This is a genomic window from Ruegeria sp. BH8, from assembly GCF_056538065.1.
In genome coordinates this window covers 26,344-49,443 of the sequence record NZ_JBQFSP010000008.1, presented here as the reverse complement: position 1 = coordinate 49,443, position 23,100 = coordinate 26,344, and the positions used below count along the sequence as shown (strand labels likewise).

The window sequence follows — 23,100 nt, the reverse complement described above, 5'->3', positions numbered from 1 at the left end:
ACCAAGAAAGCTGCGACGCAGTGTTCCTTGCGAATTGGCAAAACCAAAATCGAAATGGACGAAGTCCCAGCGGGCGTCGGTCTAATCCGGCTGCTGCGTGCGACCCCGATCAAGTGGGGCCGCGCGGCGACGAAAATATGGGAGAGAAATCATGAACAGATACATTCGGAACTCAGTGGCGGGGCTTTTGTCGTCGACCATGATCACAGGTGCCGCGTTTGCCGCTGGCACGCATCCTGAAACCGGCGAAGCGCTGGCGGACGATCAAACCTTTACCTACCGCATTCTGGACGAGCACAGCTCGGTTGATCCGCAGGTTGTCGAAGACGTTTCCGGTGCTGAAATTGTACGCGACTTGTTTGAAGGGCTGATGAACCAGGATGAGGATGGCAATCTGGTTCCGGGCGTTGCCACAGGTTACACCGTCGATGACAGCAAGAAAGTCTATACCTTCACACTGCGCGGCGATGCTAAATGGTCGAATGGCGACCCGGTAACCGCCGGAGATTTCGTTTTCGCATGGAAACGCGCGGTTGATCCGGCACTGTCCTCTCCTTACGCGTGGTTCATGGAACTGATGTCGATCGAAAACGCATCAGCGATCATCGCAGGCGAAAAACCGATTGATGATCTGGGCGTTAAAGCCATCGATGACACGACCCTGGAAGTCACGCTGAGCGCGCCGCTGCCGTATTTCCCGCAGATGACAACGCATTCGACAACCTTCCCGGCACCTCAGAAGGTGATCGCGGAATTTGGTGATGAATGGACCAAACCGGGAAACATCGTGTCGAATGGCGCGTATGTTTTGACCGAGCACCTGCCGCAGGAACGTTCGGTACGTGAGCGCAACGAGATGTACTGGGACAATGACAACACCATCATCGACAAGGTTGTGGCACTGGTCATCAATGATGAAAACGTAGCCCTGACCCGCTATCTGGCCGGTGAACTGGACCGGACCGAAGTTCCTGCCGGTCAATTCCCGCGTCTGCAGGAAGAGCATCCGGGCGAGGCTATCAGCTTCCCGCGCCTGTGCAACTACTACTACACGTTTAACGTGTCGGACAGCGGCCCTGAAGAATTCAAGGATCCCAAAGTTCGTCAGGCCCTGTCGCTAGCCGTTGACCGGGACATCATCACCAAGAATATCAAGGCCGGTGGCGAGCCGCCCGCGTATACATTCGTGCCAGAAGCAACCGCAGGTTTTACTGTCCCGGTCGTTGAAATGGCATCAATGAGCCAGGCCGAGCGCGATGAGCTGGCCAAGGAACTGCTGGCCGAGGCCGGCTTTGGCGCGGATAACCCTCTGACCTTCTCGATGGTTTACAACACTTCGGAAGCACACAAGAAAGTTGCCGTAGCGCTGAGCCAGATGTGGAAGCAAAAACTGGGCGCCAATGTGGAACTGGCCAACATGGAATGGAAAGTCTTCCTGGAAGAGCGGGGCAACCAGAACTTTGATCTGGCCCGCGGCGCGTGGTGTGGTGACTATAACGAAGCCTCGACCTTCCTTGACCTGTTGCAGTCGGATTCGGGCTACAACGACGGCAAGTATAACAATGCCCGTGTGGACGAGTTGCTGGCCGAAGCCAAAACTTCGGACGATCCGGCTCCGCTGTACACCGAGGTCGAGCGTATTATCGCTCAGGAAACCCCCGTTATCCCGATCTATCACTATGCTGGTGTCTACATGATGGATAGCGATGTCGGAAACTGGCCAGTCAAAAACGTAGAGCAAAACTGGTACTCCAAGAACCTCTACAAAATCGCCGAGTAATCATCTTCTGACCATGACCTGCCCCGAAGTTTTCTTCGGGGCAGCGCCATCTATTGGGGGCATTGAATGCTTGCCTATGTCATTCGGCGGGTCCTGACCGCCATACCGACGATCCTGCTGCTGATCGTCGCCTGTTTCTTCTTGATGCACTATGCGCCCGGTGGGCCCTTTACCTCGGAACGGACGTTGCCGCCGCAGGTTTTGGCCAATATCGAGGCCCGGTATGGTCTGGACCAGCCGTTGTGGAAGCAACTCTGGGACTATCTGTACAATATCGTTGTGCATTTCGATTTTGGACCGTCCTTCAAGTTCAAGGACCGCGATGTGAACGACATCATCGCGCAGGGCTTTCCGATCTCGCTGACCTATGGGTCGCTGTCCTTTCTGGTCGCTACGGTGGTGGGCATCGGACTGGGGATTGCCGCCGCAATCCGGCACAACAGCTGGATCGACTACTTTGCGGTTGGGCTGGGGATTGCAGCGCAGGCGCTGCCCAACTTCATCATGGGTCCGATCCTGATCCTGACCTTCACCCTGTGGCTGGGATGGTTGCCCGGCGGTGGGTGGAATGGTGGTCAATGGCCCTATCTGATCATGCCGGTTATCGCCCTTGCGACATCTTACATGGGATCGATTGCACGGATCACCCGGTCTTCAATGCTGGAGGTTCTGAATTCGAACTTCATCAGAACCGCCCGTGCCAAGGGCCTGCCGACAAGAACCGTGATCTGGCGCCATGCGATGAAGCCGACCTTGCTGCCGGTCGTATCTTATCTGGGGCCGGTGTTTGTGTATGTGCTGACCGGATCCGTCTTTGTTGACATCTACTTCTCGACCGGTGGTCTGGGGCAGGCTTATGTCGGCTCGGCCTTGTCACGCGACTATGCTGTGCTGCTTGGGGTTACGATCCTCTATGGCGTTCTGACCGTTCTGGTAAACCTGCTGACCGATCTGGCCTATGCCTGGTTCGATCCGAAGATCCGCTACTGAGGGGCTGGATATGCTAGGAAAATCACAAAAAGCTGCGCATCTGGCCGAAGAAATCACCGATTATACAGCCGTTCAGGGGCGTTCGCTCTGGCAGGACGCGCGCATGCGCTTTGTACGAAACAAAGCAGCAATGGCCAGTGTGTTCATTTTGCTGCTTATCGTGTTGTTCACAATCCTTGGCCCGTATTTTGCGGTCTGGAGCAATGAAGAGATCGACTGGAATGTCATGGGCGATGTCCGGGGCATGGGAATGCCGTCGATGGAAACGGGTCACTATTTCGGTGTCGATGATCTGGGGCGCGATCTGTACAGCCGCGTCATTCAGGCTACCACGACGTCCCTGCTTGTGGGGTTGATCGGGGCGGCGACCGCTCTGATCGTTGGTACGTGTTATGGCATTACTGCCGGTTACTTTGGGGGTCGGACGGATGGCGCCATGATGCGTTTTGTCGACATCCTTCTGGCTATCCCGACAACTCTGATCATCATTCTTCTGCTGGTTGTTGCCGGGCGGTCCTTCTTCACGCTTTTCATCGCATTGGGTGCGGTTGGTTGGCTGACCATGTCACGTATCGTGCGCGGGCAGACGCTTGCCCTGAAGAACCGTGAATTCATCGAGGCCGCCCGAGCGGCGGGCGTCAGTGAATTTACGATCATGTATCGCCATATCCTGCCCAATCTGTTGGGTGTCGTGATCGTCTATGCCTCGCTTCTGGTGCCCGAGATGATCCTGACCGAAAGCTTCATCTCATTCCTGGGTCTGGGGATTTCCGAACCCTACACGTCACTGGGAAGACTGATAGCAGAAGGGGCGGGAACCATGGGCTATGGAACGCTGTGGCAATTGATGTTCCCGCTGACATTCTATGTCGCCATCATCATCACGATGTTCTTCATCGGCGATGGTCTGCGTGACGCTTTGGACCCGAAGGACCGCTGATATGAGTCTGTTTTCCGTAAAGAACCTGAGCGTCCGGTTTGACACCCCCGATGGTGTCGTTGAGGCGGTCAAGGATATCAGTTTTGATATTAATCCGGGCGAATGCCTTGGTATCGTCGGTGAAAGTGGATCTGGCAAAAGCCAGACCTTCATGGCGGCAATGGGTTTGCTGCCCCCTGCCGGACATGCCAGCGGGTCAGCCAAGCTGAACGGTCAGGAGATTTTGAACCTGCCGGTGAACAAGCTGAACCAGATCCGCGGCGACGATGTGGGCATGATCTTTCAGGATCCTCTGACTGCATTAACGCCACATCTGAAGATTGGGCAACAGATGCGTGAAGTGCTGCAGGTCCACGAGGGCCTGAAGGGGTCAGCCGCGCGCGCGCGCTGTCTGGAGTGGTTGGACAGGGTGCGAATTCCCGAAGCGGGCCGCCGTCTGGACCAGTTCCCGCACGAATTATCCGGTGGAATGCGACAGCGTGTGATGATTGCGATGTCGATGCTGTGCAGTCCCAAACTGCTTATTGCGGACGAGCCGACGACGGCGCTGGATGTTACTGTTCAGGCAGACATCCTTGATCTGATGGTTCATCTGCAAAAGGATGAAGGCACCGCAATTGCACTGATCACGCATGACATGGGCGTCGTTGCGCGCATGTGCGACCGGGTTCAGGTCATGCGGATGGGCGAATTCGTCGAAGACGGTGAAACGCGCGGGCTGTTCCGAAATCCGCAACATGAATACACGCGGGCCCTGCTGGAGGCGATGCCCCGGATTGATGCCGGCGACGCGCCGCGCGCTTTGGAAAAGGCCGAAGAACCCCTTCTCAAGGTCGATGACGTCAAGGTTCATTTCCCCATTCATGTCTCTGGCGGGTTGTTCGGGCGCAAGGTTCCGCTGAAAGCTGTCGACGGTGTCAGTTTTGATATTCGCAAGGGCGAAACTCTGGGTGTCGTGGGCGAATCCGGTTGCGGAAAATCGACACTGGCGCGCGCGGTCTTGCAACTGATCGAACCCAGCGCGGGGGGCGTCAGCTGGTTGGGCCATCCGATCGTCGGATTGAAGCGGTCCGAGCTGAACAAATACCGCAAGGACCTGCAGATCGTGTTCCAAGACCCTTTGGCCAGTCTTGATCCGCGCATGACCATTTCAGCGTCGATTGCTGAACCGCTGAAAACCTACCGCCCCGATCTGACGGACCGGGAACGCAAACAGATGGTCGCTGCGATGATGGAGCGGGTCGGGCTGCAGGCCAACATGATCAACCGTTACCCGCACGAGCTGTCCGGAGGTCAGAACCAGCGCGTCGGCATTGCGCGGGCGATGATCAACAAGCCCAGGCTGATTATCTGCGACGAGGCGGTTTCAGCGCTGGACGTTTCCATTCAGGCGCAGATTGTCGAGCTGCTAAAGGAACTTCAGCAGGAATTTGGCCTGTCGATGATCTTCATCAGCCATGACTTGTCGGTTGTGCGTGCGGTATCGAACCGGATCATGGTTCTGTATCTCGGGCGAATTGTGGAAATGGGTGACGGTGAGGTGATCTGCTCGGAACCGATCCACCCTTATACTCAATCGCTGATTTCGGCCGTGCCGATACCGGACCCGGATGTGGAGCGGACGCGGCAGCGCCTCAAACTGCCGGGTGAGCTGCCATCGCCGCTGGATCCCAAAGCCGCGTTGCGTTTCTTGCCCAGTCGGCTGGTCAACGGTCACAGTGATTATGTTCCAAAGCTGCAGGAGGTCGCACCAGACCATTTTGTAGCGGAACATGACACACTGGATTCCATCATGGCCAATGGCTGATCGAAAGGTCTGTTGCAGGTTTTCGGGGCTTGATGAATGCCCCGAAAACCTGCGCAGGGTCTGTTCGAAGAAACCGCAGCCTATGGCGGGGCTTAACGTTCTGGAATGAAAGACAATCCTGATACAAGCTGTCGCAGGCCAAGGGCCGCTCCGGCAAAGATCGCCGCAAAGGTTATGGGCGCACTATAGGCCAGCAGAGAAAAAGCGGAGATGCCTTGTCCGACACTGCATCCAACCGCAATTATTGCTCCGGGCCCCATTATCGCCGCCCCCAGCATCTGCCGCTTAAGCTCACGTGGATCTTCGCAGGCTTCCCAGCGGAAATGACCTTTTGACCATGACCCGAGGAAAGCACCAATCAGAACCCCTGAAACCGAACCGACCGCAAACGAGAGCGTGTTGCCTGAGGCGGTCATGAGATAGAACACGGTATCACCCAAAGGCGCGGCAAACGTGTGTGTTTGCAAGGTCTCACCTTCAAACCCGTGTGTGGCCACCCAATTGGTGCCAAGCCAGCCTGAAACGACTGCCAATCCGACCGCCGCACCCCATAAAACCTGCGCAGGTGATTTGCGAAACCGATCATTTGTCAGGGCAAATACTACTATGGCAGAGCCGACAAGCGTTCCTGTAACCCATGCCGGTGTCGACGTCAGCCGTTCGGCAAGGAAGCTGACGCTTTGAGGATTACCGAGATCCATGGCTTCGGGGAAAAGCCAGATCCTGACGTAGGCCAGAGGGCCGGACATGACCACATATGCGGAAAGGCCCACGATCAGGACAATGACGAATGACCGAAGGTCGCCGCCGCCAAGGCGTGCAAGCGCGCCATAGCCGCAGTTTCCGCTGATGGCCATGCCATATCCGAACATCAATCCGCCAATGACCGATCCGATCGGATTCCATGTCTGCGCAATATAGGTCGTGCTGAGCGGATCAATCCACCCTAACGCCATGCCCAAATGGCTGCCGACAATCGCAACACCTATCGCAACGGCCCACATACGCAGGCGCCGGTCGTCATTTGCATAAAGATAATCTTCAATCGCACCCAAGGTGCAGAACCGCCCAATGCGCGCGGCAAGACCAAGTACAATGCCGCCAACCAGACCGATCAGCGCAACTGTATTGGCGTCTCCCAGAAGTTCGAACATGGCCAGTCTCCTCCCAAAGCTGGCGGTGTTTCTCGCGGGCTTCTATTTGTCCCGACAGAAAAGATTGTAGACGACTTCCAGAATCTGAGTCGACCGGTCGTCCGCCAATCTGTAGTAGATCGTTTTGCCTTCGCGTCGTGTCTTGACCAGCCCTTCAAAGCGCAAGCGGGACAATTGCTGGGAAACGGCAGCCTGTCTGGCCGACAACATTTCCTCCATCTGCGTGACGGATTTTTCCCCTGATGACAAATAGCACAGAATCATCAGCCGCCCCTCATGGCTGATCGCCTTGAGGAAATTGGACGCCGTCTGGGCGTTATCCATCATCCTATCCAAGTCCTCGTTGCACATGTCCTTGGTGAACACGGGCAGTTTCGACGGTTTGTCCAACACGATCATCTCGCTTTCGTGGCTTCACGTATTCAAAACAGTATATGTAAATCCCGAGGATTTAACCAGAGCTCTCGATCTTAACTCCGGCGTCACGTAGTAAAACACCCAATAGCCCCCAGAAAAAGTCTTCGCCAGGATAACCCTCGATCCGGCCGATTTCGTGACCGTCCTCCAGCAATACAAAGGTCGGCGTATAAAAAAGCGGCCGGTCCAGAGTAATCCCTTCGGGCGTGGTTGCGTGGATGTCCGTTCGTTGCAGTGGGGCAGCTTTTCCTTCCGTTGTCAGCGGGTAGATCTCGGAAATTTCGGCGTCCCAGCGGGCGCACCACATACACCCGTCTTCTTCGGCCATCAGCAACACCATTTCGGCCCGCAACGTAGCAGGCCAGATCAGCAATGTGATGACGAGCAATGTATGTATTACGTGACGCATCAAAAGCTCCGATTGACCTGGGTGGTACACCTTTATTATTTTGAATGTGTGAATAGTAACCTGTCTGGACGGATTTGACCATGCTCGACATCACGTTTGCAGGGGCTCTGATCGCGGGGCTTTTGTCGTTCCTGTCCCCCTGCATTCTGCCCATTGTCCCGTTCTACCTCAGCTATCTTGCAGGCGTCGGGATGGAGCAGATTTCGGCCGGTTCGACGATCACCCCGGATGTTCGCCGTCGGGCGACCCTGTCAGCGATTGCTTTTGCTGCAGGGATCATCACGGTCTTCATGGCGCTTGGGGCCACGGCGTCGATCTTTGGTCAGCTGGTTCGCGCGTATTTCGACATTCTGCGATGGATCGCTGCGCTCATCATCATCGCGATGGGCCTGCATTTTCTGGGTCTTTTCCGAATCGGGTTCCTGTATCGACAGTTTCGTGCAGATATCGGCGAGACGACAAATGTAAGCGTGATCGGGGCATATGTTCTGGGGCTGGCTTTTGCCTTTGGCTGGACGCCTTGCGTCGGGCCGGTTCTGGCGGCGATCCTGTTCACGGCGGCCGGAACCGAGACCGCCTGGCGTGGCGCCGTGCTTTTGTTCGTCTATGGGGTTGGCATGACAGCGCCGTTTGTTCTGGCAGCCTTTCTGGTTCGGCCCTTCATGCAATGGATGGCACGTTTCCGGAAACATCTGGGAATGATTGAAAAGGCGATGGGTGTCTTACTGATTCTTTTTGGCATCCTGATCGCGACCAATTCCATAAATCTAATCGCACAATGGATGCTGGATCACATGCCTTGGCTGGCGGCCATTGGCTAATTCGGGAGAACACCATGAAACGGATAGTATTGTTCTTGATTGCAGGGCTGTTTGCTGGGGCGGTTTCCGCGGCTGAACTGGGGGATGACGGTCTGCATAAAACGCCGTGGATGCGGGACACGTTCAAAGACCTTCGTGAAGACCTTGAAGAGGCGACGGGGGAAGGCAAGCGGCTGGTTCTGTTCATTGAACAACAGGGCTGCATCTACTGCAAAAAGATGCATGAAGAGGTTTTCCCCCAACCCGACCTGTCTGCGTATATCGAGGAAAACTTCTTTGTCGTTCAGCTGGACTTACACGGAAGTACGATGGCCATCGATTTTGACGGAGAAGAAGCCGAGCAAAGATCACTGATGCGCAAATGGGGGATTCTGTTCACCCCTACTTTGGTTTTCCTGCCGGAGGACGTATCAGAGGATGCCACAGCAATCGAGGCGGCCGTTGCGGTCATGCCCGGGGCGTTCTCCAAGGGAACGACCCTCGATCTTTTTACCTGGGTCAATGAAGAACGGTACGAGCTTGATAATGGGGAAGATTTTCAACGGTATCATGCGCGCCGCATTCAAGAACGAAACAATGTTTCGCAAGATTGACGCGGTGCAGTATAAATAAAAAAATTCATTAAGATGAATTTAATGTTGCGATGAACCCTGCCCGTCGACTACGGTACACAGAGGCTTTGGGTCGCAAAGCGCCATCGGCGCGGTAGCAAATGGGAGGGATCATGAAGCTGAGACACTTGACTTTGGCTTGTATCATAACAGGCAGTGCCGCCATCGCGGCAGAAACAGGACCAAAAGAGGTACAGTTCGACGATTATGGCGCGGTGGAGGCTTCATTGACCGGCGTCGCTGGCGATGCGGCAAACGGTGCGGTCATCGTGGGCGAGAAATCCAAGGGCAACTGTGTGGCCTGTCATCAGGTCACGGCTTTGGCGGATATTCCGTTCCATGGCGAAGTCGGTCCGCTGCTGGATGGGGCCGGGGACCGGTGGTCCGAGGCGGAGCTTCGAGGACTGGTCGCAAATGCCAAGATGACGTTTGACGGAACGGTCATGCCGGCTTTCTACAAGGATGACGGCTATATCCGCCCGGGCGACGCCTATACGGGCAAAGCCCCGTCAGGGCCTTTGACGTCAATCCTGACTGCACAGGAAATCGAGGACGTCGTCGCGTTCCTCGCAACCCTAAAAGAACAATAATCACGCTTTCAGGCGTGAATTCGTGAGGATCCAAAGGAGATTGAAAATGGAATTTTCTCGTCGCGAGACTCTGGCTCTTGGTCTGGGCGCTGCGGTCCTGACCCTGATGCCGTTCCGCGCAAATGCGGCTGCAGAAGACGCGATAGCCGCGTTTACGGGCGGTGCAGACATGGCTGACGGCGGTGTGACACTGACGGCGCCGGAAATTGCCGAGAACGGAAATACCGTTCCGATCGAAGTCAGCGCGCCGGGTGCGGCTGCAATCCTGATCGTAGCGGCCGGAAACCCCGAGCCCGGCGTTGCCACGTTCAACTTTGGCCCGCTGGCTGCTGCACAGGCGGCTTCGACCCGCATTCGTCTTGCAGGAACGCAAGATGTCATTGCTGTGGCCAAAATGGCTGATGGTAGCTTTGCCAAGGCTTCGGCAACCGTAAAAGTGACAATTGGCGGCTGCGGCGGCTGATCGCCACGCGCCCTGAAGAACAGGAGAACAACCAATGGCATCCGGTGTAAAACCCCGCGTCAAGGTTCCAAAAACAGCCGCTGCTGGCGAAGCAATCACGATCAAAACACTGATCAGCCACAATATGGAAAGTGGCCAGCGTAAGGATAAGGAAGGCAACGTCATTCCGCGCTCGATCATCAATCGGTTCACCTGCGAGTTTAACGGAGAGCTGGTGATAGACGTGACGATGGAGCCGGCGATTTCGACAAACCCGTACTTTCAGTTCGATGCAACCGTGCCTGAAGCCGGGGAATTCGTTTTCACGTGGTATGACGATGACGGGTCCGTTTACGACACAAAAAAACCGATCGAGATCGCCTGACGGCTCGACCGTAACGGCAGATCAGCGCCGGTGCTTAAAACCTGCGCTGATCACCCAAGGGAGGAACGCAATGAATAAAAAAGCACTCACGGCGATCGCGGCAGTTCTGGCTTTCCCGATTTCAGTGGCAGCTGGACCTGACGAAGACAAGCTGGTGATCAACGAAGAGCTGGAAATGGTTTCGGTGACCGAGGCCCCGGCCCATGTCGAGAACTTCGATACGATCTACTCGGGGTGGCATTTCAGAACCGATGAAACGCAGGCGTTGCAGATCGACGATTTCGACAACCCGGCTATGATTTTTGTCGACCAGGCGGCTGATCTTTATGAGGCTGTCGATGGCGCGGCTGGCAAAAGTTGCTCTTCGTGCCACGATGATGTGGAAAGCTTCAAAGGGCTGCAGGCGTCCATGCCGAAGGTCGATGCGGATACCGGCAAGCTGGTTGTGATGGAAGATCTGATCAACAAGTGCCGTACGGAACGCATGGAAGCAGATGCGTGGAAATGGTCTGGTGCCGATATGCAGGGCATGGTCGCGCTGATTGCCTTTCAGTCACGAGGGCTGCCCATGAATGTCGCCATTGATGGCGATGCTGCCCCATATTGGGAGCAGGGCAAGGAAATGTACTACACCCGATATGGTCAGCTGGAGCTGAGCTGCGCCAACTGTCACGAAGACAACTGGGGCAACATGATCCGGGCCGACCATCTGAGCCAGGGGATGATCAACGGTTTCCCGACTTATCGTCTGAAGCAGGCCAAGCTGATCTCGCGTCACAACCGCTTCCGCGGCTGTATTCGTGATACACGCGCTGAAACCTTTGCCGAAGGTTCCGACGAATTCCGGGCGCTGGAGCTTTATGTAGCATCGCGCGGCAACGGCCTTTCGGTCGAAACGCCGGCCGTGCGTCAGTAACAAAGAACCCGCGCCGGGATTTCCGGGCGCGGGTTTTTCATTTCTGCCACATTCACACATTTATATGTGAAACAGGAAAGCCGACAAATGATATCGCGACGTGATTTTCTACAGGTCTCCATGGCGGCCTCAGCGCTGTACGGGGCATCCGGTTTCGGGAACTGGGCAAGGCTGGCGGCCCAGCAAAGCCTGACCCAGGACCAGTTGCTGGAATTTGAGACCTTCGGAAATATCAGCCTGATTCACATCACGGATATCCACGCGCAGCTCAAACCGATTTACTTCCGCGAGCCCGAGGTCAACCTGGGCATCGGAGACGCGCGCGGGCAAATGCCGCATGTGACGGGGGCCGCATTTCGCAAGGCTTACGGGATCGAAGATGGCAGCCCGTCCGCCTATGCGCTGACTTACAATGACTTTGCTGCATTGGCGAAGACCTATGGCCGCGTCGGAGGGCTTGACCGGGTCTCGACCGTTATCAACGCCATCCGTGCCGACCGGCCAGATGCGTTGTTGCTGGATGGGGGCGACACCTGGCATGGCTCGTATACCTGCTATCAGACAGCGGGTCAGGACATGGTCAACGTGATGAATGCACTCAAGCCCGATGCGATGACATTCCATTGGGAGTTCACGTTGGGCAGCGAGCGGGTCAACGAGATCGTTGAGGGTTTGCCTTTTGCGGCGCTGGGTCAGAATATCTTTGACGCGGAATGGGATGAACCTGCGGAGCTTTTCAAGCCCTACAAGTTCTTCGAACGCGGCGGGGCCAAGGTTGCCGTCATCGGACAGGCTTTCCCCTATATGCCAATTGCCAACCCCAGTTGGATGTTCCCGGAGTACTCGTTCGGGATCCGGGATGAGAACATGCAGGCCATGGTGGACGAGGTGCGCGACGCAGGTGCCGATGTGGTCGTCGTCCTCAGCCATAACGGCTTTGACGTGGACAAAAAAATGGCGAGCCGTGTTCAAGGGATTGACGTAATCCTGAGCGGTCACACCCATGACGCTTTGCCTGAACCGGTTCTGGTCGAAAAGACGCATATCATCGCGTCCGGCTCGAACGGCAAATTCGTCAGCCGCGTTGATCTGGACGTGCGGGATGGCCAGATGATGGGGCTGAAGCACAAGCTGATCCCGATCTTTTCAGACGTCATCGCACCTGATCCGGCACTCACGGCCCTGATCAACGAACAGCGTGCACCATATGATGCGGCACTAAGCGAAGTGATCGGCAAGACGGACTCGCTGCTTTATCGGCGCGGAAACTTCAATGGCACGTGGGACGATCTGATCTGCGATGCACTGATCAGCGAGCGCGAGGCAGACATTGCCATGTCGCCGGGTGTGCGCTGGGGTCCGTCGATCCTGCCCGGTCAGGAGATCACGCGTGAGGATATCTGGAACGTCACTTCGATGTCCTATCCGAATGCGTATCGTACGGAAATGACGGGTGAATTCATTCACGTGATCCTCGAGGATGTTGGCGACAACCTGTTCAACCCCGATCCCTATTACCAGCAGGGTGGCGACATGGTGCGTGTCGGCGGCCTTGGGTACCGTATCGATGTTACCAAACCGCAAGGGCAGCGGATCAGCGACATGACCCTGCTCAAGACGGGTGAGGCGATTGATCCGGCGAAATCCTATGTTGTGGCCGGTTGGGCCAGCGTCAACGAGGGCACCGAAGGCCCGCCCATCTGGGATGTCGTAGAAAACCACATTCGCAGTCAGGGCACCGTAACCGTCGAGCCGAATACCTCGGTCGAGGTGATCGGAGCCTGACAGCGCGAACCGAATGTCAAACATTGAATACAAGATTTGCTGATCGAAAGACGGAGGCAAACAAAATGAGCGAGAACCCAAGGGCAAAAGCCCCATCGCGTCGCCAGTTTCTAAGCGGTGCCGCCGCGGTTGGCGTAGGTGCGGTCGGCGCCTCAGCGGCGCGCGCCGCAGGCCCTGACCCGCTGATCACGCAGGTTCAGGAGTGGGCACAGGCAACAGGCGAAGGCGTGGATGCAACCCCCTACGGCCTGCCAATCCAATTCGAGAGTGATGTCGTGCGGCGCAACGTCGAGTGGTTAACCGCAGACACGATCAGTTCGATCAATTTCACGCCGATCCACGCGCTGGACGGCACGATCACCCCGCAGGGATGCGCGTTCGAGCGGCACCATTCGGGTGCCATCGAGCTGAGCAAGGCGGACTACCGTCTGATGATCAACGGACTGGTCGAAACTCCGCTGATCTTCACATATGAAGATCTGGAACGTTTCCCGCGCGAGAACCGTATCTATTTCTGCGAATGCGCTGCCAATACCGGTATGGAATGGGCCGGTGCGCAGCTCAACGGCGCGCAGTTCACGCACGGAATGATCCACAACATGGAATATTCCGGTGTTCCGCTGCGCACCCTGCTGGAAGAGGCGGGGGTAAAGACCGAAGGCAAATGGGTTTACGTCGAAGGCGCGGATGCTTCCTCGAACGGCCGCTCGATCCCGCTGGAAAAGGCGATGGACGACGTACTTGTAGCATTCAAAGCCAATGGTGAGGCTTTGCGCAAGGAGCACGGTTATCCCGTTCGTCTTGTCGTTCCCGGCTGGGAAGGCAACATGTGGGTCAAGTGGCTGCGCCGGGTCGAGGTCACCGAGATGGCTATCGAAAGCCGCGAAGAGACATCCAAGTATACGGATACTCTCGAAGACGGAATATCACGCAAGTGGACATGGGTCATGGACGCCAAATCGGTCGTCACATCGCCCAGCCCGCAAGCGCCGATAACCCATGGCCCCGGGCCGTTGGTGATCACCGGGTTGGCCTGGTCCGGGCGGGGCTCGATTACCGGCGTCGACGTGTCGGTGGATGGTGGCAAGAACTGGGTTCCGGCACGTCTGGCGGCCCCCGGGACAGACAAGGCGCTGACCCGGTTTTATCTGGACTATAACTGGGACGGTTCAGAGATGCTGTTACAGGCCCGCGCGAAGGATTCGACCGGTTACGTCCAACCCAGCAAAGCTCAACTGCGGGACGTGCGGGGCGAGAACTCGATCTACCACAACAATTGTATCCAGACCTGGTGGATCAAGGAAAACGGAGAGGCGGAAAATGTCGAAGTATCGTAAGCTATTGGCCGCCTCGGCCCTTGGGTTGAGCGTGGCGGTTCCAGCCCATGCAGACAAGCTAGGACTTGGGCGCCCTGCGTTGCCCGAAGAAATCGCGGCGTGGGACCACGACATTGCACCTGACGGAACCGGATTGCCCGAAGGTTCCGGCGACGTGTTCACCGGCGAAGAGGTCTTTGCCGAACGGTGCGCGATCTGTCATGGCGATTTTGCTGAAGGTGTGGACAACTGGCCGAAACTGGCGGGCGGCGAGGGCACGCTTGCAGATAAAGACCCGCTGAAAACAGTGGGCTCTTACTGGCCGCACCTTTCGACGGTATGGGATTATGTGAACCGTTCGATGCCGTTTGGAGACGCACAAACGCTGGAGCCTGACGAAGTTTACGCGATTGTCGCTTATATACTGTATTCCAACGACATCGTTGATGATGAGTTCACGCTGTCGCACGAAAATTTCCTTGAAGTGGAAATGCCGAATGCCGGGGGTTTCATCGTGGATGACCGCGAAGCGGCCGAGGCGCATTTCTGGACGGATGAGCCATGCATGACGGATTGCAAAGAAGGCGTGGAAATCACCAAGCGCGCCGCCGTTCTGGATGTAACGCCTGACGAAGCCGGGGCTGACAGTCCGGACCAGGCGGCTGTTTCCGAAGAAGCATCCGTCGAAGTCGATGAACCTGCTGAGGACATAGCGGCACTTGATCCTGAGATGATCGAAAATGGCGAAAAAGTTTTCAAGAAGTGCAAGTCCTGCCATCAGGTCGGGGATGGGGCCAAGCATCGCACCGGTCCGGCACTGAACGGTGTCGCCGGTGCCAATGCGGCTGGTGCCGAAGGCTTTAAGTACTCTCAGGCGATGAAAGCTGCTGCCGAGGATGGGTTGGTTTGGACAGATGAAGAAATGGCTGCATTTCTGGCCAAACCCAAAGCCTATATGAAGGGGACACGTATGTCCTTTGCCGGCCTCAAGAAACAGGATGATATCGACGCTGTCATTGTTTACCTTAAGTCGTTCGGAAGCTGATCATGTGGCGGCGGTGGGCAACAGGTGTCATGTTTGCTGCGAGTATCCTGGCAACCGCTGCCGCCGCGACTGAGGACCTTGGCGATGCAGCAGCTGGCAAACTTGTGTTTGCCCAATGCGAAGGATGTCATCAGGTCGGCGCGGGCGCTGAAAACAGGATCGGTCCGCACCTGAATGGTATTTTTGGCCGCCGGGCTGCCGGGCTTGAGGAGTTCACCTATTCCAAAAGCCTGATCCGTGCGGGTACCTCGGGTCTGGAATGGCATGCCGACACATTGTCGGCTTACATTGAAAACCCCCGCGCATTCGCATCCGGCACCAGAATGAGCTTTCGCGGGCTCGAGAACCCGGAAGACCGGGCCAATGTAATTGCCTATTTGCGTGTGTTTTCCGACAACCCGCAAGACATCCCCGAAGCCGACCCAACGGCAAAGGGAACGGACCATTCCGTCAACCCCGAAATCCTCGCGATTCAGGGCGATCCCGAATATGGCGAATACCTGAGCAGCGAATGCACGACGTGCCACCAGATAGAGGGTGGCGATGATGGGATTCCTTCGATCGTTTACTGGCCCGACCAGGATTTTGTTGTCGCCATGCACGCCTACAAGGACAAGCAGCGGCCCCATCCCGTCATGCAGATGATCGCGGGCCGCCTGAGCAGTGATGAGATCGCGGCATTGGCCGCTTACTTCAACAACCCACAGTGACAATGCCTAAGGGGAGGAAACGCGATGACACTCGACAGACGGACATTTCTGGGAACCGCAGGGGTACTTGCTGCCGGGCTGTCGGCCCCGATGGTGCTGGCGCAGGGCAAGCCCCGTGTCGTGGTGATCGGGGGCGGGGCAGGCGGCGCAACCGCGGCGCGCTATATCGCCAAAGACAGCAAGGGTGAGATTGATGTCATTCTGATCGAGCCGTCCAAAACATATTACACCTGTTTTTTCTCGAACCTGTATCTGGGCGGGTTTCAAGAGCTTTCGGACATTGCGCACAGCTATGGCACGCTTGCCGCAAAATACGGTATCAACGTGGTTCACGATTGGGCCGTGGGTGTCGACCGCGACGCCAAAACTGTCTCATTGGCGGGTGGCGGATCTATTCCTTATGACAAATTGATCCTGAGCCCGGGTATCGACTTTGTCGACGGCGCGGTCGAGGGGTGGGATGTAACTGCACAGAACAAGATGCCGCATGCGTATAAGGCGGGCTCTCAAACCGAGCTGTTGAAGGCGCAGGTTCTGGCGATGCCCGAAGGCGGAACCTTTGCGATGGTCGCACCACCGAACCCGTTCCGTTGCCCGCCCGGACCTTATGAGCGGGTTTCGATGGTTGCGCATGTTCTGAAGGCGAACAATCCGACAGCGAAAATCATCATTGCTGATCCGAAAGCCAAATTCTCCAAGATGTCTTTGTTCCAGGAGGGGTGGGCCGACCACTACGAAGGCATGATCGACTGGATCGGAGAGGATTTTGGCGGCGGCAATGTCTCGGTCAATCCGGATGCCATGACGGTGACCATCGACGGTGAAGAAACCAAGGTCGACGTCTGCAACGTGATCCCGGCCATGAAAGCCGGGCGTATTGCGGAAATGGCCGGTGTAACCGATGGCAACTGGGCACCGGTGAACGCGGCGGACATGTCATCGAAAGCTGATCCTGACATCTATGTTCTTGGTGATGCCAGCCAGCAAGGTGACATGCCGAAATCCGGTTTTTCGGCCAACAGCCAGGCGAAAGTCTGTGCCAATGCGGTTCGTGGCGCATTGACCGGATCAAAGATCTTCCCGGCCAAGTTCTCGAACACGTGCTGGTCGCTCATTGATACGGATGACGGGGTCAAGGTCGGTGCGACTTATGAGGCGACGCCTGAAAAGATTGCCAAGGTGGATGGCTTTATCAGCCAAACCGGCGAAGATTCCGACCTGAGAAAAGCAACCTACCAAGAGTCGCTGGGTTGGTATGCTGGTATCACATCGGACATGTTCGGCTAAGAAACGCCAAGGCTTTGACCGGTGTCAAAGTCTTGGCGGTGAAATCTGAAGAAATGTGGTTCAGGAGGAGGAACATCATCATGAAACACTTTATCGCATCAGCCGCACTTTCAGTTGTATTGGCAAACCCGGTTATTGCTGAGGAGGTCATTGCCGTTCCCTTTGACGGGAGCTTTGATGATGCAACCTTTGCCGTTGAATCAGCAATTGTTGGGCAGGGGCTGGTTATCGATTATGTGAGCCATGTTGGTGACATGCTGAATCGGACGGGGGCGGATGTCGGCAGCGACAAGCAGATTTTCACAGCCGCTGAAATATTTATCTTCTGTTCCGCAAAGCTCTCGCGCGAGATGATGGAGGCCGACCCGATGAATATCGGCTATTGCCCCTACGGGATCTTTGTGGCCGAGGACGAAGGCGGTGTCAAAGTGGGCTACCGAAGCTATCCTGACGGACCGATGGAGAAAGTCGAAGCCCTGTTGGCCGGTATTGTAGAAGAAGCCGTTGGAAACTGACATGGACTACCAACAGTATTTTCGTGACCAGCTGAGGCAATTGCAGGACGAAGGAAATTACCGGGTCTTCGCCGAGCTTGAGCGTCATTGCGGAGCATTTCCAACTGCACACAACCACGCAGAAAACGGACCTGAGAAAGTTACGGTCTGGTGCTCGAACGATTATCTGGGAATGGGTCAGCATCCAAAGGTCCTGGCGGCCATGCACCGGGCGATTGATGGCTGTGGCGCAGGGGCTGGCGGGACCCGGAATATTTCGGGGACCACCCATGAACATGTTCTGCTTGAGCAGGAGCTTGCAGATCTGCATGGCAAGGAAGCAGCACTGCTTTTTACGTCCGGGTATGTTTCAAATTGGGCTGCATTGGGAACTCTGGCCTCGCGAATTCCCGGTATCACGGTTCTGTCCGACGAATTGAACCACGCATCGATGATCGAGGGTATCCGCCACAGTCGTTGCGCAAAGCGGGTCTGGAAGCATAACGATTTGAAGGACCTTGAGCGACATCTCATGGAACTGCCGTTCAACGCGCCAAAACTGATCGCGTTTGAAAGTGTGTATTCGATGGATGGCGATATCGCACCGATTGCCGAAATCTGCGATCTGGCGGATCGGTACGGCGCGATGACCTATCTGGACGAGGTTCATGCAGTAGGGCTTTACGGCCCGCGCGGTGGCGGCATTGCCGAACGCGAAGGGTTGATGGATCGCCTGACAGTCATCGAAGGCACGTTGGGCAAAGCGTTCGGCGTGGTTGGTGGGTATATCGCGGCGTCAAAGGAACTTGTCGACTTTGTCCGTTCCTTTGCCAGCGGGTTTATCTTTACTACCGCGTTGCCACCGGCCGTCGCCGCCGGCGCAGCAGCATCCGTTCGGCACCTAAAGCAAAGCAATGCGGAACGGTGTTTGCATCAGCAACGCGTAAGCGAGGTTCGAGGCAGGCTGGACGCTTTGGGCATTCCGCACACGCCCAACCCAAGCCATATTATCCCGGTCGTGGTCGGTGACCCGGTCAAGTGCCGCTTCATCTCGGATGTTCTGATGCGCGACTATGGGATTTATATCCAGCCGATAAACTATCCCACTGTCCCGAAAGGCACCGAACGTCTTCGGATCACACCGTCGCCTGTACATTCGTCAGAAGATGTGACCCGGTTGGTCGAGGCATTGGGTGCGTTGTGGACACAGTGTCAGCTTGCGCGCAAGCCAATGGCTGCACAGTGAGAACTTGACGAAAGGCAAAGACGGGCACGTAAAAAGGTGAGAGTTTTTGTCTATGGAACGCCTCATCGAACTGCTGGGAGATTCGGGCACATTGGCTGTCGCCGGTTTGCTTGTTGGCATCCTGTTCGGAGTTACCGCTCAGAAATCTCATTTCTGTTTGCGGGCATCCACTGTTGAAGTCGCCGAGGGCGAACTTGGGCCCCGTCTGGCCGTCTGGCTGATCGCATTCACGTCGGCGTTGATGCTGGTACAGGGGTTCGTCTCGATTGAATGGCTGGATTTGTCCGGAGCGCGTTCAATTGCGTCAACAGGCAGCCTGAGTGGGGCGGTGATCGGCGGTCTGATGTTTGGCGCCGGAATGATTTTGGCGCGCGGATGCGCGTCGCGCCTGTTGGTGTTGGCCTCATGCGGCAATCTGCGGGCAATGGTGACGGGGCTGGTTCTGACATTGGTCGCGCAAGCGGCTTACACGGGTGTGCTCAGCCCCGCGCGCGAGGCGCTGTCCGGTATTTGGACGATCGCAGGTGGCAATGCGCGCGACCTTTCGGCACTACTTGGGTTTTCGCCCATCGCGTACACAGTCTTTGCCGCAGGGACCTTTGTTCTGGCCGTCGTGTTTGCAGTGCGCCAGCAGGTGACAGTGACAAAGATTGTCACGGCCGCCGGAGTTGGTGTCGCCGTGGCGCTTGGCTGGTTGATGACATTTGCGATTGCACAAGCCTCCTTCGAAGTCGTGCCGGTGTCTTCGGTCACGTTCACCGGCCCGGCAACGGATACATTGATGGCGCTGGTGGCCGAGCGGAACATTGCGCTGTCCTTTGGCATTGGTCTGGTTCCGGGCGTTGCAATTGGCGCCGTTGTTTCTGCCGTTCTTTCCGGCGAGTGGAAGATCGAACAGTTCGGCCCGGATACTCCGATGGAGCGTTACCTTGTCGGGGCCGTCTTGATGGGATTTGGTGCGATGTTGGCAGGTGGCTGCGCCGTTGGTGCCGGATTGTCCGGGGGGTCGGCCTTGTCGCTGACTGCGTGGCTTGCAGTCTTCTCGATGTGGGTCGGGGCCGTTGCCACCCATCGGATGATGATGCGAATGCCCGTTCTTCGGCGGTCCTGACTTATTCGAATTCCATCTGTTCGTAGACACGACCGGCGTTTTTTGTGGCCAGTTCTTCGAACGTGTCCAAATGGGCATAAGGGCTTTGGTCGACGTAATAGGCCTCGGCCAGATCCCCGCCTGCATCCATATGTTCCTGGATCATTGCGCGCAGGTAGACAAGATAGTCGCGTGTATACCGGCGCACCTGATCCATGTTCGTAGGATGACCGTGCCCGGGGATCACATATGTGGCTTCCAGTGCCTCGAACTCATTGTCCCAGGTCTCAAGCCAATCTGCGGTGTAGGTGTCCTGAAAGATCGGCAGCATACGTTCGTGAAATGCCATGTCACCGGCGATGACAAGGCTTTGATTGGGCAACCAGATCGAAATGTCGCCGGGGCTGTGCGCAGGTCCAAGATGTTTGGCCTCCATGCGAAAATCGCCGAGTTCGACAACGTATTCATCGTCAAACGTTTCTGTCGGACCGGCCAAAAACGTTCCTTTTGCCTTGTCCTTGTTATATGCCTGCATCCCTTCAAGGATTTGTGGCCCATATTCTTCGAATTCAGCCGCAGCATCTGAATGAGCGACGATGGGCACCCCAAGTTCCGACCAGTAGGCATTCCCCAGCATAGCGTGCCCCTGACCGTTTTCGTTGAAGACAAGCTTCACGGGCTGATCCGTGAGCGCTTGAATCTCCTTATGAAGCGCTTCGGCAAGCACATAGGCCGCGCCACCGTTGATGACGACAACACCCTCTCCGGTCACGATGAAGCTGAGGTTATTGTTGTGGCCCGAATTCTCATAAGTCGGGGGTGCGGTTGCACCGATGGCGGAAAAGACGCCGGGAATAAATTCGACAGGTTTCGAGTAAAGAACGCTCTGCGGGTACTGGTCTGCAATATCCTCACTGGCCCAGGTTTGCGTGGCCAGGGTACAGGCAATCAACAAAGCGCGCATCATGCAGGCTCTCCAATAAATCGATAGGTCGAACCGGCCTTTTCGACACGGCCAAATCCGCCATTTGGCAGATGGAATCCAATAATATTCATTTGGGCATGAGAAATCTGATCCAGCAGCGATTTCCGTGCACTTGCCGCGGCGTCGGGGTCCTGATCCGTACCGCTGCGCCAATCCGGACGCTCGAACGCGACGTGCGGATTGCCGAGCGCATCGCCCACGACCATCACCGCGTCACTGCCTTTGCGAATCTCGAAGGCCATATGTCCGGGCGTGTGCCCGAAACTAGCGCGTGCTGCGATACCGGGAAGGATTTCCTGCCCATCATCAAAAAACGCAACCATGCCTTCGATGGCTTCCATGCGCCGCTTTGCGCCCACCGCGAAGGCCGTGCGGTCGGCCCCTATCTTTTCCACGGTTGCGGGGTTCCACCAATAGTCCCATTCCGTGCGGCCAAGATGAAATCTGGCATTGGGAAAGAGGGGATCTCCGAAGTCGTCCAGCACACCCCAGATGTGATCTGGATGTGCATGGGTGAAGATCACCTGCGTGACCTCATCCGGAGACAACCCGACGGCGTCCAAAGTTTCCGGAAGTTTGCCAGCGGTTTGCATGAAGTCGGGCCCGGCTCCAACATCGAACAGTATGGTATTCTGGTCATCGCGGTAGAGCACAATGTTGCACTCGGGCTCGTATCTGGTCAGATCTACCTGATAGCGGTTCAGAAGTTCTGTCAGCTCTGCCTCGGGCATTGCGCCAAAGACCATTTCGGGCGGCAACGACAGATACCCATCTGTCAAAGTCGAAATCCTTGCCGATTGGCCAAGTGTCATTTCCGCAATCGCAAAGCTGGGTCGCAGGCAGAGCGCCAGACATGCGCCCTGAGACAGGAAGGTGCGCCGGGAGAAATGTGGGTCTCTGCTCATACATAATCATTAAGATGAATGTTTTTATTTGTAAATGATGAATGGCCCGGACGGTACATTATCTCTGGGCTTTCCACCACTATAATTGTGACGTCACCCAGCCAGTGCATGCGGCAGGTGTTCAACCAGAGCCCGTTGCACGACCGCAAATCTTGGCGTGTGTGCGATTTCCTCTAGCGTCGCGACCCAAAGTGGAACCTCGATTCCGGGATCAATGTCGTTCAACCTGTGAAGCCGGGGATCAGCGTCGCCAATAAAAGCAGGTAAGAAAGCTCGCCCCACACCGGATGCAACCATCTGCTGAAGCACCAGAAAACTGTCTGCTCCGTTTGTCATGTCATCGGCGCGAACATGTTCAGCCAACCATTTGGCCGGAAGTGAACGGCTGAGAGCCCCATCAAGCCGCATCCATTTTTGGTCACGGGTACCGTCACTGTAAACCCCAAAGAACAACGTTCCTGCGCGCTCTCCGGTCAACCCTTCACCAAGTTGAACTGAAGGGCGGACAACTATATCCGCAGTTAACCTGGTCAGATCATGGTGACTGTTACCGCTGAGGATCGTCAGTTCGAGGCTCGGATAGAGGGCGGAAATTGAGTTTAGTATCTGTGGCAGGACAAACTGGCAAAGGCTGTCCGTGGACGCGATACGCACAAGACCCGCAGGCGAACGATTTGCGCCCACAACGGCGCGTTCTACCGAAAGCACGGCGTCTTCAACGCTTTCCATGGCGGACAGAATTGTTCTGGCTTCGGGAAGTACTGAATACCCTGACGGGTCTTTCCGAAAAACAACACAGCCATATCGGTGTTCGAAGGCGGCAACTCTGCGCAGGACGGTTGCATGTGCAACGCCCAGGGCTGTCGCCGCCGCATTCAACGAGCCGTGTTTGCTGACGGCGAGGGCATACCGAATATCGTCCCAATTGTCGTTGTTCATAAATGAACAGGAGAGGCCGAATAACAAACAATTACA

24 protein-coding genes are annotated in these 23,100 nt (G+C 56.2%); 18 read left to right on the top strand and 6 right to left on the bottom strand.

Features of this window, described 5'->3' with window-relative positions; all coding sequences use genetic code 11:
* The first annotated feature begins 151 nt into the window (after positions 1 to 151).
* From ACR0AD_RS14010 to ACR0AD_RS13995, 4 genes are all read left to right on the top strand, one after another.
* Positions 152 to 1,780 (top strand): peptide ABC transporter substrate-binding protein, encoded by a 1,629-nt coding sequence (locus ACR0AD_RS14010; RefSeq protein WP_267366177.1) that lies wholly within the window; start codon positions 152 to 154, stop codon positions 1,778 to 1,780.
* 66 nt (positions 1,781 to 1,846) lie between these two features.
* Positions 1,847 to 2,770: an oligopeptide ABC transporter permease OppB gene (gene oppB, locus ACR0AD_RS14005; RefSeq protein WP_209507493.1), complete on the top strand. Its 924-nt coding sequence runs from the start codon at positions 1,847 to 1,849 to the stop codon at positions 2,768 to 2,770.
* A 10-nt stretch (positions 2,771 to 2,780) separates the two neighbouring features.
* Positions 2,781 to 3,710, top strand: coding sequence for an ABC transporter permease subunit (locus ACR0AD_RS14000; protein WP_480478073.1), 930 nt, complete (start codon positions 2,781 to 2,783; stop codon positions 3,708 to 3,710).
* Between the two features lies 1 nt (position 3,711).
* The gene (locus ACR0AD_RS13995) at positions 3,712 to 5,517 is read left to right on the top strand and encodes an ABC transporter ATP-binding protein (protein WP_480488019.1); all 1,806 of its coding nucleotides are present in this window, start codon (positions 3,712 to 3,714) and stop codon (positions 5,515 to 5,517) included.
* A 92-nt stretch (positions 5,518 to 5,609) separates the two neighbouring features.
* On the opposite strand, the gene ACR0AD_RS13990 is transcribed toward ACR0AD_RS13995, so the two are convergent.
* From ACR0AD_RS13990 to ACR0AD_RS13980, 3 genes are read right to left on the bottom strand one after another with little or no spacing between them, the layout of a single operon-like run.
* Positions 5,610 to 6,671 (bottom strand): YeeE/YedE family protein, encoded by a 1,062-nt coding sequence (locus tag ACR0AD_RS13990; protein WP_480488020.1) that lies wholly within the window; start codon positions 6,669 to 6,671, stop codon positions 5,610 to 5,612.
* 42 nt (positions 6,672 to 6,713) lie between these two features.
* Positions 6,714 to 7,070, bottom strand: coding sequence for a metalloregulator ArsR/SmtB family transcription factor (locus ACR0AD_RS13985; RefSeq protein WP_480483447.1), 357 nt, complete (start codon positions 7,068 to 7,070; stop codon positions 6,714 to 6,716).
* 52 nt (positions 7,071 to 7,122) lie between these two features.
* Positions 7,123 to 7,497 (bottom strand): hypothetical protein, encoded by a 375-nt coding sequence (locus tag ACR0AD_RS13980; RefSeq protein WP_480488022.1) that lies wholly within the window; start codon positions 7,495 to 7,497, stop codon positions 7,123 to 7,125.
* 80 nt (positions 7,498 to 7,577) lie between these two features.
* Between ACR0AD_RS13980 and ACR0AD_RS13975 the strand changes: the two genes are divergently transcribed.
* The 14 genes from ACR0AD_RS13975 to ACR0AD_RS13910 all read left to right on the top strand — a co-directional run bounded on the left by ACR0AD_RS13975 (position 7,578) and on the right by ACR0AD_RS13910 (position 20,256).
* Positions 7,578 to 8,318: a cytochrome c biogenesis CcdA family protein gene (locus ACR0AD_RS13975; RefSeq protein WP_267366182.1), complete on the top strand. Its 741-nt coding sequence runs from the start codon at positions 7,578 to 7,580 to the stop codon at positions 8,316 to 8,318.
* Between the two features lie 14 nt (positions 8,319 to 8,332).
* Entirely contained in the window at positions 8,333 to 8,911 is a 579-nt protein-coding gene (locus ACR0AD_RS13970; RefSeq protein ID WP_480488024.1) for a thioredoxin family protein, read from the top strand.
* Positions 8,912 to 9,042: 131 nt separating this feature from the next.
* A complete protein-coding gene (soxX, locus tag ACR0AD_RS13965) occupies positions 9,043 to 9,519 on the top strand; it encodes a sulfur oxidation c-type cytochrome SoxX (protein WP_267366181.1) in 477 nt (158 codons plus the stop codon).
* Positions 9,520 to 9,565: 46 nt separating this feature from the next.
* A complete protein-coding gene (gene soxY / locus ACR0AD_RS13960; protein WP_209507502.1) occupies positions 9,566 to 9,982 on the top strand; it encodes a thiosulfate oxidation carrier protein SoxY in 417 nt (138 codons plus the stop codon).
* A 34-nt stretch (positions 9,983 to 10,016) separates the two neighbouring features.
* A complete protein-coding gene (gene soxZ, locus ACR0AD_RS13955) occupies positions 10,017 to 10,346 on the top strand; it encodes a thiosulfate oxidation carrier complex protein SoxZ (protein ID WP_209507503.1) in 330 nt (109 codons plus the stop codon).
* Positions 10,347 to 10,416: 70 nt separating this feature from the next.
* On the top strand, positions 10,417 to 11,262 hold the full coding sequence (gene soxA / locus ACR0AD_RS13950; protein WP_480488026.1) for a sulfur oxidation c-type cytochrome SoxA: 846 nt from the start codon (positions 10,417 to 10,419) through the stop codon (positions 11,260 to 11,262).
* Positions 11,263 to 11,349: 87 nt separating this feature from the next.
* Positions 11,350 to 13,047, top strand: a complete 1,698-nt coding sequence (gene soxB / locus ACR0AD_RS13945; protein WP_480488028.1) for a thiosulfohydrolase SoxB — start codon at positions 11,350 to 11,352, stop codon at positions 13,045 to 13,047.
* Between the two features lie 65 nt (positions 13,048 to 13,112).
* Positions 13,113 to 14,384 carry a sulfite dehydrogenase gene (gene soxC, locus ACR0AD_RS13940; protein ID WP_480488030.1) on the top strand — a complete coding sequence of 424 codons (1,272 nt, stop codon included), beginning with the start codon at positions 13,113 to 13,115 and terminating at the stop codon, positions 14,382 to 14,384.
* Positions 14,368 to 15,408 carry a c-type cytochrome gene (locus tag ACR0AD_RS13935; protein ID WP_480483435.1) on the top strand — a complete coding sequence of 347 codons (1,041 nt, stop codon included), beginning with the start codon at positions 14,368 to 14,370 and terminating at the stop codon, positions 15,406 to 15,408. Before soxC ends, ACR0AD_RS13935 begins: the two co-directional genes overlap by 17 nt.
* A gap of 29 nt (positions 15,409 to 15,437) precedes the next feature.
* Positions 15,438 to 16,118, top strand: coding sequence for a c-type cytochrome (locus tag ACR0AD_RS13930; RefSeq protein ID WP_480483433.1), 681 nt, complete (start codon positions 15,438 to 15,440; stop codon positions 16,116 to 16,118).
* A 24-nt stretch (positions 16,119 to 16,142) separates the two neighbouring features.
* Complete coding sequence (locus ACR0AD_RS13925) at positions 16,143 to 17,405, top strand: FCSD flavin-binding domain-containing protein (protein ID WP_480488031.1); 1,263 nt, start codon at positions 16,143 to 16,145, stop codon at positions 17,403 to 17,405.
* Between the two features lie 80 nt (positions 17,406 to 17,485).
* Positions 17,486 to 17,920 (top strand): DUF302 domain-containing protein, encoded by a 435-nt coding sequence (locus tag ACR0AD_RS13920; protein ID WP_480488033.1) that lies wholly within the window; start codon positions 17,486 to 17,488, stop codon positions 17,918 to 17,920.
* Position 17,921: 1 nt separating this feature from the next.
* Positions 17,922 to 19,145, top strand: coding sequence for a 5-aminolevulinate synthase (hemA, locus tag ACR0AD_RS13915; protein ID WP_480488035.1), 1,224 nt, complete (start codon positions 17,922 to 17,924; stop codon positions 19,143 to 19,145).
* Between the two features lie 52 nt (positions 19,146 to 19,197).
* The gene (locus ACR0AD_RS13910) at positions 19,198 to 20,256 is read left to right on the top strand and encodes a YeeE/YedE family protein (RefSeq protein ID WP_480488037.1); all 1,059 of its coding nucleotides are present in this window, start codon (positions 19,198 to 19,200) and stop codon (positions 20,254 to 20,256) included.
* A gap of 1 nt (position 20,257) precedes the next feature.
* Here ACR0AD_RS13910 and ACR0AD_RS13905 read toward each other — a convergent pair whose 3' ends face one another.
* The 3 genes from ACR0AD_RS13905 to ACR0AD_RS13895 form a co-directional block, all read right to left on the bottom strand.
* Positions 20,258 to 21,202, bottom strand: a complete 945-nt coding sequence (locus tag ACR0AD_RS13905) for an MBL fold metallo-hydrolase (protein ID WP_480483423.1) — start codon at positions 21,200 to 21,202, stop codon at positions 20,258 to 20,260.
* Entirely contained in the window at positions 21,199 to 22,125 is a 927-nt protein-coding gene (locus tag ACR0AD_RS13900; RefSeq protein WP_480488039.1) for an MBL fold metallo-hydrolase, read from the bottom strand. Before ACR0AD_RS13900 ends, ACR0AD_RS13905 begins: the two co-directional genes overlap by 4 nt.
* Before the next feature lie 93 nt (positions 22,126 to 22,218).
* Positions 22,219 to 23,064: a LysR family transcriptional regulator gene (locus tag ACR0AD_RS13895; RefSeq protein ID WP_480483419.1), complete on the bottom strand. Its 846-nt coding sequence runs from the start codon at positions 23,062 to 23,064 to the stop codon at positions 22,219 to 22,221.
* Positions 23,065 to 23,100: the final 36 nt, after the last annotated feature.